This is a genomic window from Micropepsis pineolensis, assembly GCF_055392125.1.
Genome location: NZ_AP042408.1, coordinates 3,120,943 through 3,135,664, shown reverse-complemented (window position 1 = coordinate 3,135,664; position 14,722 = coordinate 3,120,943). Strand labels below are relative to the sequence as shown.

Annotated in this window: 13 protein-coding genes; all 13 read left to right on the top strand. The window is 60.8% G+C overall.

Features of this window, described 5'->3' with window-relative positions:
* The first annotated feature begins 1 nt into the window (after position 1).
* The 13 genes from ACZ5RI_RS13965 (at position 2) to ACZ5RI_RS13905 (ending at position 14,704) form a co-directional block, all read left to right on the top strand.
* Positions 2-844 (top strand): GDSL-type esterase/lipase family protein, encoded by an 843-nt coding sequence (locus ACZ5RI_RS13965; RefSeq protein ID WP_464513814.1) that lies wholly within the window; start codon positions 2-4, stop codon positions 842-844.
* Positions 841-2,961 (top strand): NADH-quinone oxidoreductase subunit NuoG, encoded by a 2,121-nt coding sequence (gene nuoG / locus ACZ5RI_RS13960; RefSeq protein WP_464513813.1) that lies wholly within the window; start codon positions 841-843, stop codon positions 2,959-2,961. The genes ACZ5RI_RS13965 and nuoG overlap by 4 nt, the downstream gene beginning before the upstream one ends.
* A gap of 5 nt (positions 2,962-2,966) precedes the next feature.
* Positions 2,967-4,013, top strand: coding sequence for an NADH-quinone oxidoreductase subunit NuoH (nuoH, locus tag ACZ5RI_RS13955; protein ID WP_464513812.1), 1,047 nt, complete (start codon positions 2,967-2,969; stop codon positions 4,011-4,013).
* A 7-nt stretch (positions 4,014-4,020) separates the two neighbouring features.
* Positions 4,021-4,509 carry an NADH-quinone oxidoreductase subunit NuoI gene (gene nuoI / locus ACZ5RI_RS13950; RefSeq protein WP_464513811.1) on the top strand — a complete coding sequence of 163 codons (489 nt, stop codon included), beginning with the start codon at positions 4,021-4,023 and terminating at the stop codon, positions 4,507-4,509.
* 12 nt (positions 4,510-4,521) lie between these two features.
* Positions 4,522-5,124 carry an NADH-quinone oxidoreductase subunit J gene (locus ACZ5RI_RS13945; RefSeq protein ID WP_464513810.1) on the top strand — a complete coding sequence of 201 codons (603 nt, stop codon included), beginning with the start codon at positions 4,522-4,524 and terminating at the stop codon, positions 5,122-5,124.
* Between the two features lie 2 nt (positions 5,125-5,126).
* On the top strand, positions 5,127-5,435 hold the full coding sequence (gene nuoK / locus ACZ5RI_RS13940; protein WP_464513809.1) for an NADH-quinone oxidoreductase subunit NuoK: 309 nt from the start codon (positions 5,127-5,129) through the stop codon (positions 5,433-5,435).
* Between the two features lie 3 nt (positions 5,436-5,438).
* A complete protein-coding gene (gene nuoL, locus ACZ5RI_RS13935; RefSeq protein ID WP_464513808.1) occupies positions 5,439-7,388 on the top strand; it encodes an NADH-quinone oxidoreductase subunit L in 1,950 nt (649 codons plus the stop codon).
* Positions 7,385-8,932, top strand: coding sequence for an NADH-quinone oxidoreductase subunit M (locus ACZ5RI_RS13930; protein WP_464513806.1), 1,548 nt, complete (start codon positions 7,385-7,387; stop codon positions 8,930-8,932). The genes nuoL and ACZ5RI_RS13930 overlap by 4 nt, the downstream gene beginning before the upstream one ends.
* Before the next feature lie 35 nt (positions 8,933-8,967).
* Positions 8,968-10,350, top strand: coding sequence for an NADH-quinone oxidoreductase subunit NuoN (gene nuoN / locus ACZ5RI_RS13925; protein ID WP_464515608.1), 1,383 nt, complete (start codon positions 8,968-8,970; stop codon positions 10,348-10,350).
* Entirely contained in the window at positions 10,347-11,111 is a 765-nt protein-coding gene (locus ACZ5RI_RS13920; RefSeq protein WP_464513805.1) for a biotin--[acetyl-CoA-carboxylase] ligase, read from the top strand. The genes nuoN and ACZ5RI_RS13920 overlap by 4 nt, the downstream gene beginning before the upstream one ends.
* 36 nt (positions 11,112-11,147) lie before the next feature.
* Entirely contained in the window at positions 11,148-11,930 is a 783-nt protein-coding gene (locus ACZ5RI_RS13915; RefSeq protein WP_464513804.1) for a type III pantothenate kinase, read from the top strand.
* A gap of 13 nt (positions 11,931-11,943) precedes the next feature.
* Positions 11,944-13,596, top strand: coding sequence for a ribonuclease J (locus ACZ5RI_RS13910; protein WP_464513803.1), 1,653 nt, complete (start codon positions 11,944-11,946; stop codon positions 13,594-13,596).
* Positions 13,597-13,747: 151 nt separating this feature from the next.
* Positions 13,748-14,704, top strand: coding sequence for a hypothetical protein (locus ACZ5RI_RS13905; protein WP_464513802.1), 957 nt, complete (start codon positions 13,748-13,750; stop codon positions 14,702-14,704).
* Positions 14,705-14,722: the final 18 nt, after the last annotated feature.

Below are 14,722 nucleotides of genomic sequence, written 5' to 3'. Positions count from 1 at the left end.
GATGAAGTCTGGGCATATGCCGGTATGGGTTTGGGCGGGGATGCTGGCGGGATGTCTGGCAGGTGGTTCTGCGGTGGCAGCCGATGCGGTCAAGGTGCCGGTTCCGGTGCCATCGCCAGCCGACAGCGCATCCATCGCCGCGGTGCGTCCCAAAACCGAAGATGTCGGCGTTAAGACGCCGCCGCCGGGGGAATATCTGCACGCCTGGACCTATGCCGATTATGCCGCCCGCGTGACCCAGTTTTCCGGGCTGCCGGTGATGAATGGCGGTGTGGCGTTTGTGGGCGACAGCCTGACCGATTTCGGTCGCTGGTCTGACGCCTGGCCCAATCTGACCATTCGCAATTTCGGCATCGTCGGCGACACCACGCTGGGGCTGGAATATCGCTTAAATCAGGTAATCAAAGCCAAGCCGGATCGCATTTTCGTGCTGATCGGCACCAACGACATAGAATATGGCCGCCCGATCCCGGAGATTGCCGCCAATATCGACCACATCATTGCCCGGCTGCAAACCGAGCTGCCGCGCAGCAAGATCTTTCTGGAAAGTGTGTTGCCGCGCCAGCCGCAGTTTGACGAGCAGGTGCGTGCCGTCAACAAGCTGATCAAGAAGGTGGCCGAGACGCGTAAGGTTACCTTTGTCGACCTCTATCCGCATTTCGTCGCCGAAGGTGGCCGGCTTGATCCGTCGGTAACGCTGGATGATACCCATCTGGCAGGCAAGGGCTATGCCCGCTGGCGCGCACTAATTCAGGATTATGTCTACACCCCGGCCGGTCAGAAGGCCGAGGTTCGTCTGCCCCATCGCAACCGGCCGACGCTCAACAAGAAGGTCCGCTCATGACGCGCACGCTGATCATCGACGGCAAAACCATCGAAGCAGATGATGGGATCACGCTCCTTTCCGCTTGTGAGCAGGCGGGGGCGGAAATTCCGCGCTTTTGCTATCACGAGCGGTTGTCGGTGGCCGGCAATTGCCGCATGTGTCTGGTCGAATGGGTGGGGGCGCCCAAGCTGGTGGCGTCCTGCTCGCTGCAGGTCAAAGATATTTTCCCTAACCGCGATGGCACCCCGGCCAAGATCGAAACCGTATCGGCTAAGGTGCGCGAAGCCCGCGCCGGTGTGATGGAGCTGTTGCTGATCAACCATCCGCTCGACTGCCCGATCTGCGATCAGGGCGGCGAATGCGATTTGCAGGATCAGGCGTTCCATTATGGTGGCAGTGATTTTGATCGCTTCCACGAAGACAAGCGCGCGGTAAAGCCAAAGAATATGGGGCCGCTGATCGGTACGGCGATGACCCGCTGCATTCAGTGCACCCGCTGTGTGCGCTTTGCCACCGAAGTGGCGGGCGTGCCCGAGCTGGGTGCCACGGGGCGCGGCACCAATATGGAAATCACCACCTATCTCGACAAGGCGTTTTCTTCCGAGCTGTCGGGGAACATCATTGATCTGTGCCCGGTCGGTGCGCTGACCAGCCGGCCTTACGCGTTTCGCGCCCGGCCGTGGGAGCTGAGCCATACCGAATCCATCGATGTGATGGACGCGCAAGGGGCCGCCATCAGCATTGATACTCGCGGCGATCAGGTGCTGCGCATTCTGCCCCGCGTCAACGAGGCGGTGAACGAGCAATGGATCGGCGATAAGACCCGTTTCATTGCCGATGGTTTGATGAACCGGCGGATCGACAAGCCCTATGTACGCGAAGACGGCAAATTAAAGCCGGTGAGCTGGGGGCAGGCGATTGCTGCCGTGGCGGCGCGCATGGGCGCCACCGCACCGGAACGCATGGCCGCGATTGTCGGTGATCTGGCCGGGGCCGAGGAAATTAAGGCGCTGAAAGATCTGATGGACAGTCTGGGCGTGCCCAATATCGATTGCCGTCAGGATGGCGTCAAACTGGCCGGGCCCCGCCCGTCTTATCTGTTCAACACCACCATCGCTGCGGTGGAACAGGCCGATGCGCTGCTACTGATCGGCACTGACCCGCGGGTGGAAGCCCCGGTGCTCAACGCCCGCCTGCGCAAGGCCTGGCTTTACGGTAATCTCAAGGTAGCCCGGCTGGGCGCCCCCATCGCCGCCACCTATCCGGTTGAGGAATTGGGCGACAGCGTGGAAATTCTGGCCCAACTGGCCACCGGCGAACATCCGTTTACGGAAGTTCTTCGTGCCGCGCAGAAGCCGATGCTGATTCTGGGGGCCGGTGCGCTGGCCCGCCATGATGGCGATGTGATCTTACGGCTGGCCGCCAAGCTGGCGATGACCACCGGCATGATCGGTGTCGACTGGAACGGCTTCAACGTGCTGCACACCGCTGCCTCGCGCGTGGCCGGTCTCGATCTTGGTTTTGTGCCGGGCGAAGGCGGGCGTGATGTCGCCGGTATCGTCGATGGCGCGCAGACCGGTGCGATTGATGTGATCTTCTCGCTTGGCGCTGACGAATATCCGGTGGACCGTCTGGGCCGCGCCTTTGTGATTTATCTTGGCAGCCACGGCGATGCCGGGGCGCGCTTTGCCGATGTGGTGCTGCCCGGTGCCGCCTACAGCGAAAAGGACGGGCTCTACGCCAATTTCGAAGGCCGGGTGCAGGAAACCCATCGTGCGACCTTCCCGCCGGGCGAGGCAAGGGAAGACTGGCTGATTATCCGCGAACTGGCTGCGGCGCTGGGCCGTCCGCTGCCCTATACCGATAAGGCAGGCTTGCGCGCCGCTATTGCGGCGGTGGCTCCGCAGTTTGCCGCCATCGGCAGCTTGCCGGAACTGCCCCATGCCGATCCGGTGTTGTGGGAAAATATCGGTGCCGAAGGGCTGCTCGATCCGCTTGAGCCGGTGGGCACCACCATCCGCGATTATTACCTGACCAACCCGATCGCGCGGGCCAGCAAGACCATGGCCGAATGCAGCAAGCAGTTCGTCACCGGCGCGGCGCAAAGCGGCAATCCAGAAGAGGCGGGGGCTTAAATAGCATGGCGCTGATCGGCTTCTATACCTGGCTCTGTCGCACGCTGCTTGGCTTTGATCTGCCTTATGGCTGGGCCTGGACCTTAAGTCAGGCCACCATGGTGGTGGTGCTGTTTGTGGTTCTGCTGGTGATGCTGGCGTTTTTGCTGCTGTTCGACCGCAAGGTGTGGGCGGCGGTGCAGATGCGCAAAGGCCCCAACGTGGTTGGCCCCTTTGGCCTGTTGCAGTCGTTTGCCGACTTCTTCAAGTTCATGTTTAAAGAGCCGATCATCCCGGCCATGGCCAACAAGTGGCTCTATCTGCTCGCGCCGTTCCTGGCTTTTGTGCTGGCGATGGCAGGCTGGGCCGTGGTGCCGGTGAACGAGGGCTGGGTGTTTGCCGATATCAATGTCGGCATGCTCTATCTGCTGGCGATCTCGTCGCTGGGTGTCTATGCCACCATCATCGGTGGCTGGGCGGCCAACTCGAAATACTCGTTCCTGTCGGCGTTACGCGCCACGGCGCAGATGGTGTCCTACGAAGTCTCAATCGGCTTTGTTATCGTCACCGTTATTCTGTTCTCCGGCAGCCTCAATCTGTCCGACATCGTGCGGGCCCAGAGCCATGGCTGGTTCATCTGTTCAATTCTGGCCCCGATGGCGGTGATCTATTTCATCTCGGTGCTGGCCGAAACCCAGCGCCCGCCCTTTGATCTGCTGGAGGCGGAATCTGAGCTGGTGGCCGGTTTTATGGTGGAATATTCCTCCACCCCCTATCTGCTGTTCATGATCGCCGAGTATGTCAACATCGTGCTGCTGTGCACGGTAATGTCGATCCTGTTCTTAGGTGGATGGTTGCCGCCCTTGTCGGTGTGGCCGTTTACGGCGGTGCCGGGTGTGTTCTGGCTGCTGATCAAAGTGGTCTTCCTGTTCTTCCTCATCGCCATGGTCAAGGCGATGGTGCCGCGCTATCGCTACGATCAGCTGATGCGTCTGTGCTGGAAGGTGTTCTTGCCGATATCCCTGGTCTGGGTGGTGCTGGCAGCGGCCTGGACCTTGGTTTTTAAGGCGTGAGGGGATCATGAGCAAACGCAACCGTCTCGCCAAACAGATCTTCCTCTGGGATATGGTCATCGGCTTTATCCGGGCGATGAAGCTGTTTTTCGCGCCTAAGAAGACGCTGAACTATCCCTACGAACGTGGCAGTCTGTCGCCGCGCTTTCGGGGGGAGCATGCTTTGCGCCGCTATGACAGCGGCGAAGAGCGCTGCATCGCCTGCAAGCTGTGCGAAGCGATCTGCCCGGCGCAGGCCATCACGATCGAGGCCGAACCGCGGGTTGATGCCTCGCGCCGCACCACGCGTTACGACATTGATATGTCCAAATGCATCTATTGCGGCCTGTGTCAAGAAGCCTGCCCGGTGGATGCCATTGTCGAAGGCCCGAATTTTGAATTCGCCGTCGAGAGCCGGGAAGAGCTGTTCTACAACAAGGACCGTCTGATCGGTAATGGCGAACGCTGGGGCCAGGTCATCACGCAGAATATCGAAAAAGATGCGCCGTACAGGTAGGAACTCACAAGCATGTTGATGGCTATCGCATTCTATATGTTTTCTGCCGTTTTGCTGGCTTCGGCCCTGGCGGTGGTGGCGGCGCGCAATCCGGTCTATGCCGTTTTGTGTCTGATCCTGGCCTTCTTCAACGCGTCCGGCCTGTTTCTGCTCCTGGGGGCAGAGTTCCTCGCCATGCTGTTGCTGATTGTTTATGTCGGCGCGGTGGCGGTGCTGTTCCTATTCGTGGTGATGATGCTGAATGTGCACAAGCCTGAAGCCGCCCATGGCGCCCAGCGCTATGTCCTGATCGGCGCAATTGTCGGCGCGATCCTTGCCGTTGAGCTGGCGGTGATCGTGGCGATGCGCTGGGGCGCGGCAGCGTCGGCGGCACCGGTCACGCAGGTGGCGTCGAAAGTGGCCAACACCGCTGCCATCGGGCAGGTGCTCTATACCGATTATGTGCTGGCCTTCCAGCTTGCCGGGCTGGTGCTGCTCACCGCCATGGTCGGCGCCATCGTGCTGGCGCTGCGTAAGGTGCCGGGTGTCAAGCATCAGTCGGGCTGGAGCCAGGTCTCGCGCGAGGCGGCCGATGCGGTCAGCCTTGTCGATATCGTACCGGGAAAGGGGGCCTGAAGATGCTTATCGGTCTGGGTCATTATCTGGTGCTGGCCGCCCTGTTGTTCACCATCGGGGTGGCGGGCATCTTCCTCAACCGCAAGAATCTGATCGTCATCCTGATGTCGGTCGAGCTGATCCTACTGGCGGTTAACATCAACTTCGTCGCCTTCTCGCATTTTCGCGGCGATCTGGCCGGTCAGATTTTCACGCTGTTCGTGCTGACGGTCGCCGCTGCTGAAACCGCCATCGGTCTTGCCATTCTGATCATCTACTATCGCGGCCGCCGCACCATTGCGGTGGAAGACGCCAATCTTTTGAAAGGATAAAGCGTGTACGCCGCCATCGTCTTTCTGCCCCTTCTGACTTCGGTCATCGCTGGTCTCGGCGGCCGCCTGCTTGGCGCGCGGCTTTCAGGCCTTGTTACCACTGTGGGCCTGTTTGCCTCGGCCGCGCTGTCCGTCGTCGCGTTTATCAACGTGGCGCTTCTGGGCGGCGGTGGGGTGCAGACGCTCGCCACCTGGATATCCTCGGGCGGGCTCAATATCGACTGGGCGGTGCGCGTCGATACCATGACGGCGGTGATGCTGGTGGTGGTGACGTTTGTCTCGTCGCTGGTGCATCTGTATTCGATTGGCTACATGCAGGAGGAAGAGGGGCAGCCGCGCTTCTTCGCCTATCTTTCTTTCTTCACCTTCTCGATGCTGATGCTGGTGACGTCCAACAACTTCCTGCAGCTGTTCTTCGGCTGGGAAGGGGTGGGGCTGGCCTCCTATCTGCTGATCGGTTTCTGGTACACCAAGCCCAGCGCCAATGCTGCGGCGCTGAAAGCCTTTGTCGTCAATCGCGTCGGCGATTTTGGCTTCACGCTGGGCGTGCTGGCGATCTATCTGGTGTTCGGAACGCTCGACTTTGATGCGGTGTTCGCCGCGGCCCCGGCGGTTGCAGGCAAAAGCTTCGTCTTCGCAGGCATGCATGTCGATATTCTGACCACGATCTGCCTGTTGCTGTTCGTCGGTGCCATGGGCAAGTCGGCCCAGCTTGGCCTGCACACCTGGCTGCCCGACGCCATGGAAGGCCCAACCCCGGTGTCGGCCCTGATCCATGCCGCCACCATGGTGACGGCGGGCGTGTTTCTGGTCTGCCGCGCATCGCCCTTGTTCGCCCACGCGCCGTTTGCGCTGGAAGTGGTGACGGTGGTGGGGGCCACGACGGCCTTCTTTGCCGCCACGGTTGGTCTGTTCCAGAACGACATCAAGCGGGTGATCGCCTATTCGACCTGCTCGCAGCTGGGCTATATGTTCGCAGCGGCCGGGCTGTCCGCCTATAATGTGGCGATGTTCCATCTGTTCACGCACGCCTTCTTCAAGGCGTTGTTGTTCTTATCGGCGGGCGCGGTGATCGTGGCCATGCACCACGAACAGGACATGCGCAAGATGGGGGGCTTACGCAAAGCGCTGCCCTTCAGCTGGGCAATGATGCTGATCGGCAATCTGGCGCTGACCGGCTTTGGCATTCCCTTCACCCTGATCGGCACGGCGGGCTTTTTCTCCAAAGATGCCATCATTACCACCGCCTATCTGTCCCACTCGCCGGTGGCGCACTACGCCTTTGTGCTGCTGGTGATCGCGGCAGCGATGACGGCGTTCTATTCCTGGCGTCAGTTCTTCATGGTGTTCTACGGCACATATCACGGGGCCCATGGGGCCCATGGCATGCCGCTGGAAAAGGTCCATGAAGCCCCGCTCACTATGCTGATCCCGCTGGGTGTGCTGGCATTCGGCGCGCTGTTCGCCGGTCTGGCGTTCGACGGTCACTTCATTGGTGCGACGGCTGGAAGCTTCTGGCACGGCACGCTGGTGCTGGCCGCGGCGGCGGCGCATGAGGTGCCGGTGTGGGTCGAGCTGTCGCCCTTTGCCATGATGTTGGTGGGCTTTGCCATCGCCTATTACTTCTACATCGCCAAACCGGCCCTGACCGCGAAGCTGCAGGCGCAGAATTTCTTCGTCTACCGTTTTCTCTACAACAAATGGTACATCGACGAGCTCTACGATTTTCTGTTTGTCCGGCCCGCTCTGGCGCTGGGGCGGCTGTTGTGGAAGATCGGTGACGGCAAGATTATCGACGGGCTGGGGCCTGACGGTGTGTCCGCCCGCGTGCTGGACGGGGCCAAGGGGGCTGGCCGTCTGCAATCGGGGTATATCTATCAATACGCTTTCGCCATGCTGGCTGGCATCGTCATTCTGACAAGCTGGTTCGTGGTGACGGGGGGCGGATTATGAGCCTTCTTCTCTCTCATATCCTCAGTATCCTGACCTTCCTGCCGATGGTCGGGGCTTTGTGTCTCCTCCTCCTGCGGGGATCCGAGGCGGGGATTGCCAAAGCCGCGCGCTGGGTTGCGCTGGGCTTTACCATCGTGGTGGCGCTGCTCAGCATTGTGATGTGGTCGCAGTTTGATGGTGCGACCGCCCACTTCCAGTTCGTTGAACAGGCGCCCTGGCTTGCCAGCACCATTACCTACCGCATGGGGGTGGATGGCATCTCGATGCTGTTCCTGGTGCTGACCGGGCTTTTGATGCCGTTCTGTATTCTGGCCAGCTGGACCTCGGTCACCAGCCGGGTGCGCGAATATATGGTCGCCTTCCTGATGCTGGAAGGGCTGATGATGGGCGTGTTCGCGGCGCTCGATCTGTTCCTGTTCTACATCTTCTTTGAAGGTGGCCTGATCCCGATGTTCCTGATCATCGGCATCTGGGGTGGCCCGCGCCGGGTCTATGCCAGCTTCAAATTCTTCCTCTACACGCTGCTCGGCTCGCTGTTCATGCTGCTGGCGGTGCTGGCGATCTATTACACCACCGGCACGTCGGATATTTCGGTGCTGATTGAAACCGCGCATTTCCCGATCTGGCTGCAAAAGCTGTTATGGGTCGGTTTCTTCGCCTCGTTTGCGGTCAAGCTGCCGATGTGGCCGGTCCATACCTGGCTGCCCGATGCCCATGTCGAGGCCCCGACCGCCGGTTCGGTCGTGCTGGCCGCGGTTCTGCTGAAAATGGGTGGCTATGGTTTTTTACGCTTCTCGCTGCCGATGTTCGCCTCGGCATCCAGCGCCTTTGCCCCCTTCGTCTTCACGCTGTCGCTGATTGCGGTGGTCTATACCTCGTTCGTGGCGCTGGCACAGGAAGACATCAAGAAGCTGATCGCCTATTCCTCGGTCGCCCATATGGGCTTTGTCACGCTGGGCATCTTCACCTTCAACCGTCAGGGCATTGATGGTGCCATCTTCCAGATGCTGAGCCACGGCGTGGTGTCTGCGGCACTGTTCCTCTGCGTTGGCGTGGTGTACGAGCGTATGCACACCCGCCTGATTGCCGACTATGGCGGTATCGTCAAACGTATGCCGGTCTATGCCACCATCTTCATGGTGTTCGCCTTGGCCAATATGGGGCTGCCGGGCACCGGTAACTTTATCGGCGAGTTTTTGTCGCTGATCGGTGCCTTCCAGGTGTCGAGCACGGTGGCGCTGATTGCCGCCATCGGCACCATCCTGTCCTGCGCCTATATGCTGTATCTCTATAAGCGGGTGATCTTCGGTGCGCTGGTCAAGCCTTCGCTGTCGGCCCTGAAGGATCTTTCCGCCCGCGAGGTGGTGATCCTGGTCCCCTTCGTGGTGGCAACGATCATCATGGGCGTTTATCCCAAACCGATCTTCGACGTTACCCATGCGTCGGTGGCGCATCTGATTGCCCGTTATGATGCGGCGGTGGCGGCCGATCATGTCACGGTACTTCCTGCGGGCATTCCTTCCGGCCATGGAGATATGCGGTGAGCCAGACCGATCTGATTGCAATTCTGCCGGAACTGATGGTGGCTGTGGGCGCGCTGATCGCGCTGATCGCCGGGGCCTTCCACGCGCGGTCGGCCTTTGTCTCGGCCTTCATGGCGCTGATCCTGCTGGTCGCCGGGGTGCTGGTGGCTTTCACGCCCGATGCCCACGCCTTCCATGGCAGCTTCCTGGTGGATGGCTTTGCCCGCTTCGCCCAAGGGCTGGTGGCCGGGGCAGCGCTGGTGTGCATCGTGCTGGCCGATCGTTTCTTCGCCGCGGCCAAACAGAGCCGTTTTGAGCTGTCGGTGCTGATTGGGCTGGCCGCACTTGGTATGATGGTGATGATTGCGGCGGGGGATTTCCTTATCCTCTATCTCGGGCTCGAGCTGCAAAGTCTGGCGCTCTATGTGCTGGCGGCGTTCGAGCGCGGTAACCGCCGTTCGACCGAAGCGGGCCTTAAATATTTCGTGCTCGGGGCATTGTCTTCGGGGCTGATGCTGTACGGCATTTCGCTGATCTATGGTTTTTCCGGCGCGCTCAGCTTCAGCGCGGTCGCGGTGGCGGTCAAAGCCGGGCTCAATCTCGGGCTGGTGTTCGGGCTGGTTTTCCTGATTGCCGGGTTTGCCTTCAAACTGTCGGCGGTGCCGTTCCACATGTGGGCCCCCGATGTCTATGAGGGCGCCCCGACCCCGGTAACCGCCTTCTTTGCCACCGCGGCCAAGGTGGCGGCGCTGGCGATGACCTTACGGGTGCTGATCACCGTCTTCCCCGATGCGCTCATGCAGTGGCGTCAGATCATCATCTTCGCTTCGGTGCTGTCGATGATCCTGGGGGCGTTCGCCGGTATCGCCCAGACCAACATCAAACGCCTGATGGCCTACAGCGCCATCGGCCATATGGGCTATGCGCTGCTCGGGCTGGCGGCGGGTACGCTGATCGGTGTTTCCGGGGCGCTGACCTATCTGGCGTTCTATGTCATTGCCAATCTCGGCACCTTTGCCTGTATCCAGACCATGCGCCGTGACGGTGCGTCGGTCGAGACGATTGCCGATCTGGCCGGGCTGTCGCGCAGCCGTCCGAAGCTCGCCTTTGCCCTGTCGGCTTTGGTGCTCTCTCTGGCGGGGCTGCCGCCGCTGATGGGCATCTTCGCCAAGCTGTATGTCTTCCTCGCTGCGATCGGGGCCGGGCTTTATATCGCCGCGCTGATCGGCATTCTGTCGAGTTGTGTTGCCGCCTTCTATTACCTGCGTATCGTCAAGGTGATCTATCTCGATCCACCGGCCGCTGCGCTGGATCGTGACGAAGGTGTGGCGGTACAGATTGTCATTGCGGTGACGGCATTGATCTCGCTGCTGTTCGTCTTCCTGCCCGGTCCTTTGGTGCAGGCGGCAGATCTGGCCGCGAAAGCCCTGTTTCCGTGAGCCGTTGGCCTGACGGTTACGGCCTGATTGCGTTACCCGAGACCGATTCCACCAATTCGGAAGCGTTGCGCCGCGCCCGCGAGGGGGCGGCGCCGCCGTTTTGGGTGACGGCCGAGCGCCAGAGCCAGGGCAAGGGCCGTCGTGGCAATGTCTGGCAATCGCAAAGCGGTAATCTGTTTGCCTCGCTGGCGATCTGTCCGCCCGGGGCCGACTTTTCCCAGTTGTCGTTTGCGGCGGCGCTGGCGGCCTCGGACATGCTGGCCAGTTTTGCTCCCTCGGTCCGGATCGAGGTCAAATGGCCCAACGATGTGCTGGCTGGCGGGCTGAAGATTGTCGGCATACTTCTGGAGACCGAAACCCTGCCGCAAAGCGAAACCCAGCTGGGCGCGCCGGTGCTGGTGGTCGGTATCGGGGTTAATCTTACCTCTCATCCGGACAAAACCGCGTATGGCGCCACCTCGCTGGCGGCGCTGGGCGGCGTGGTGCCAACCGCGCAGGTTGCACTCTTCCGTCTAGCCGAGACGTGGACCAAGTGGTATGGGCTCTGGCTGAAAAGCGGGTTTGCCCCTTTGCGCGAGGCCTGGCTGGCCCGCGCGGTTGGATTGGGGGCCCCGGTCACGGTCCGGCTGGCCCATGCCGGTGAGGCCGGACGGGGTGTTCGCAACGGTTTGTTTGCCGGTCTGGATGAAAACGGTGCCTTGCTGTTGGATGAAGCGGGGGCTACGCGTAAAATCTCTGCCGGTGATGTGTTCTTTACCTGAGGGCTGAAGCCTTCAGCCGGGCGTGAAAGGGTTCCCATGCTGCTTGCCATTGATGTCGGCAACACCAATATCGTTTTCGCTGTCTGCGATGGTATGACGGTTCGCCACGAATGGCGGGTTGTCACCGACCGGAACCGTACCGCCGATGAATATGCGGTGTTTCTGTCGCCACTGCTGGCCTTCAATGCATTGTCGTTTGGCGATTTCGACGCGGCGATCATTTCCAACGTGGTGCCGGCAGCGATGTTCGATTTGCGCCAGCTCTGCCGGCGTTATTTCCATTGTGAGCCGATGGTGATCGGCGATCCCACCGTTGATCCCGGTATCCGCATCAATATCGACCATCCCGAAACCATGGGCGCCGACCGCATCGTCAACGCGGTCGCGGCCTACGAGCGCTATACCGGTGCGATGATCATCATCGATTTTGGCACCGCGACCAATTTCGATGTTGTCTCGGCTGATGGCTGCCATGAAGGCGGCGTGATCGCCCCCGGCTTACATCTGTCGGCCCAGGCGCTGCACGAAGCCGCCGCCATGCTGCCGCGGGTAGCGGTGGCGCGCACCAGCCATGTTATTGCCAAGGATACCGTGCCCGCGATGCAGTCCGGCCTCTACTGGGGCTATATCGGGCTGATGGAAGGCCTCGTCACCCGCATCAAGGCCGAATATGCCGCGCCGATGACGGTGATTGCCACCGGGGGCCTCGCCAGTCTGTTCCATCGCCAGTCGCAGATGATTGATTATCTGGACCGTGACCTGACCATTCGTGGTCTGGTGCTGGTCTACGAACGTAACAAATCCGGGTTGGTCAAATGAGATTGCTGGCGTGATGACACATAACGAAGACGACGCGCTGGTTTTCCTGCCGCTGGGTGGCTCGGGCGAAATTGGCATGAATTTCAATGCCTATGGTTTCGGCCCCCCCGGCGAAGAAAAGTGGATCATCGCCGATTGCGGTGTGCTGTTCGGCCGTGAAGGCGCCGCGCCGGGTGTCGATGTCATTGTGCCGGATGTCAGCTTTCTGGCCGAGCGGCGCGCCGATGTCCTTGGTCTGATCGCCACCCATGGCCATGAAGATCATATCGGGGCCATTCCCCATCTGTGGCCGGATCTGCGCTGCCCGATCTATGCCACACCGTTTACCGCGCGCCTGATCGGCGCCAAGCTGGCCGAAGCGGGCCTGACCAAAGCCAAACTCAACGCGGTGCCGCTCAAAGGGCGGGTCACGCTCGGTCCCTTCGAGATCGAGTTTGTCACCATGACCCACTCGATCCCCGAACCCAACGCGCTGGCGATCCATACGCCGCTGGGCACCGTGGTCCATTCCGGCGACTGGAAGATCGATGATGGTCCGCTGCTCGGCGAAAATGTCGATAGGTCGGCGCTGGAACGGCTGGGCGATGACGGTGTGCTGGCGCTGGTCTGCGATTCCACCAATGTCATGGTGATGGGCCATTCCGGCTCGGAAGCCGATGTCCGTGTCGGGCTAAGCAATCTGATCGCCACCCTGAAGGGCCGGGTGGCGGTGACCGCTTTTGCCTCTAATGTCGCCCGTCTGGAAACAGTGGCCAAGGCGGCGGTAGCGGCCGGGCGGCGGGTGGTGCTGGTCGGCCGGGCCATGCACAAGATGGTCGAAGCGGCGCAAGCCTGTGGTTACTTAAAAGATTTCCCCAAGACCACCGATGAAGAAGCCGCCGGGCATATGTCGCCTGATACGGTGCTTTATCTGTGTACCGGCAGTCAGGGCGAGCCGCGCGCCGCCATGGCCCGCATTGCCACCGGCGACCACCCTTACGTCAAGCTGGGCGAAGGCGATAAGGTGATCTTCTCCTCGCGCGTCATTCCCGGTAACGAGCTGGGCATCTTCGCCATGCAGAACCACCTGACCGCTTTGGGGGTCGAGGTGTTGTCGGCCGAGGATCATTTCGTTCACGTCTCCGGCCATCCGGCGCAGGACGACATCAAACAGCTTTATGGCTGGCTGAAGCCAAAGATTGCCATTCCGGTCCATGGCGAGTTGCGCCACCAAAGTGCCCATGTCCGTCTGGCCCATGCGCTGGGCGTCAAAACCGTGGTGCCGGGTGCCAACGGCCAGATGCTGCGGCTGGCCCCCGGCCCGGTCGAGGTGGTGGACGAGGTTCCCTCGGGCCGTATCCATGTCGATGGCGCGGTGCTGGTGCCGGAAGGCGAGGGGCTGGCCCGCTTACGCCGCTCGCTCAGCTATGCCGGTCTGATCGCCATCTCGCTGGTGCTGGATGACAAGGGGCGGATAGCGGCCGAGCCGACCTTCGTCATGGAAGGTATTCCCGAAATAGTACAATCGGCGGTGCGTGATGCGGTCGATGCCGCGCTGCGGCGCTATAAGCCGAAGCGCGATACCGAGGATGCCCTGTCGGAAGCCGTCCGCCGGGCTGCCCGTGGGGCTGCGGATGATGCCTGGAATAAAAAACCGATCACCAGGGTTGTTTTAACCTGGCTGTGAAGTCGGAAATACCGTAAACTTCTTTCTGGGGTTGTGTCCGGGTGCTTTGGATGTTTCCAGAGTATTTGCGATAATTTGTGTCTAGGCTTGCAACCATGGGTTAATATCTTTATACTATAGTATGATAGTAGCTCTCTGTAAGGGCACAGCAATGAGTGTCGCGATTACAGCCACTACTGCCTCCGGTTCCTCGGTCGCCAGCAATGTTGCGGCGTCCAGTGGCAGTGCAAGTGCAGCCTCTCGCGCTGCGGCGACTGCAGAAGCAGCCGCGGCGATGCAGTCCTCTAGTCAATCGGTCAGCAAGACTGGCAATGGGACCTCCTCGGATTCAACATCGGGCGGCGGTCGTGCTGTTGCACATGCCGCTGATACATCGTCGATGTTTTCGCAGCACAAGGGGCAGTTTCTGTCGCTGACTTCGGTGGTGCTCAATGTCGGCAATAAATACGATCTTGAATCACAGTTCCGCGCCTATATGGGCCTGCAGGATATGTCGTTGTCCGGCAAGCTCAATGGCATGGACCCCAATAACCAGCGTCTGTGGATGGAGACCAATCGCAGTTCGATTGGTGTGATGAAAGAATATCTGCAGCAGATGGTGGCTTCGGTCGTCAATAGCGCCAGCAGCAGCAGCGACAGCAGCAGCGCGGCCATCGCGGCGGCGGCACAGGCCGAGCTGAAGAAGTTCGATGCCATGAGCTCGATGGAACAAAAGGTCTATTACAACGCCGTGGCCAATACGCAGGACAGTTCCGGCTCGACGCCCTATACCGATGTCAGCCAGTATCGTGCCTCGCTGATGGCGCTGGCGCGCAGTGCGTCCGCGGCCTCGTCCGACAGCTCCTCGTCGACCTCGACCAGCAGTACCAGCAGCACGGTCACGACGGCGAACACCAACACCACCAGCAGCGATACCAGTAACGAGACACTGGCACAGATCGCGGCGGCCGCCTCGGGTTCGTCGTCCTCGTCTACCACGGTGACCGACACGGTCGATCTGTCGCCCGCCGCTCAGCGCATCATTGGCGGCGATGCCCATTCCTCGGGATCGGGCAGCTCGTCGACGACCATATGGGACGCTGGCAACAATGTCAGCGTTACGACCTGACGGCGTCTGTCGCAGCCC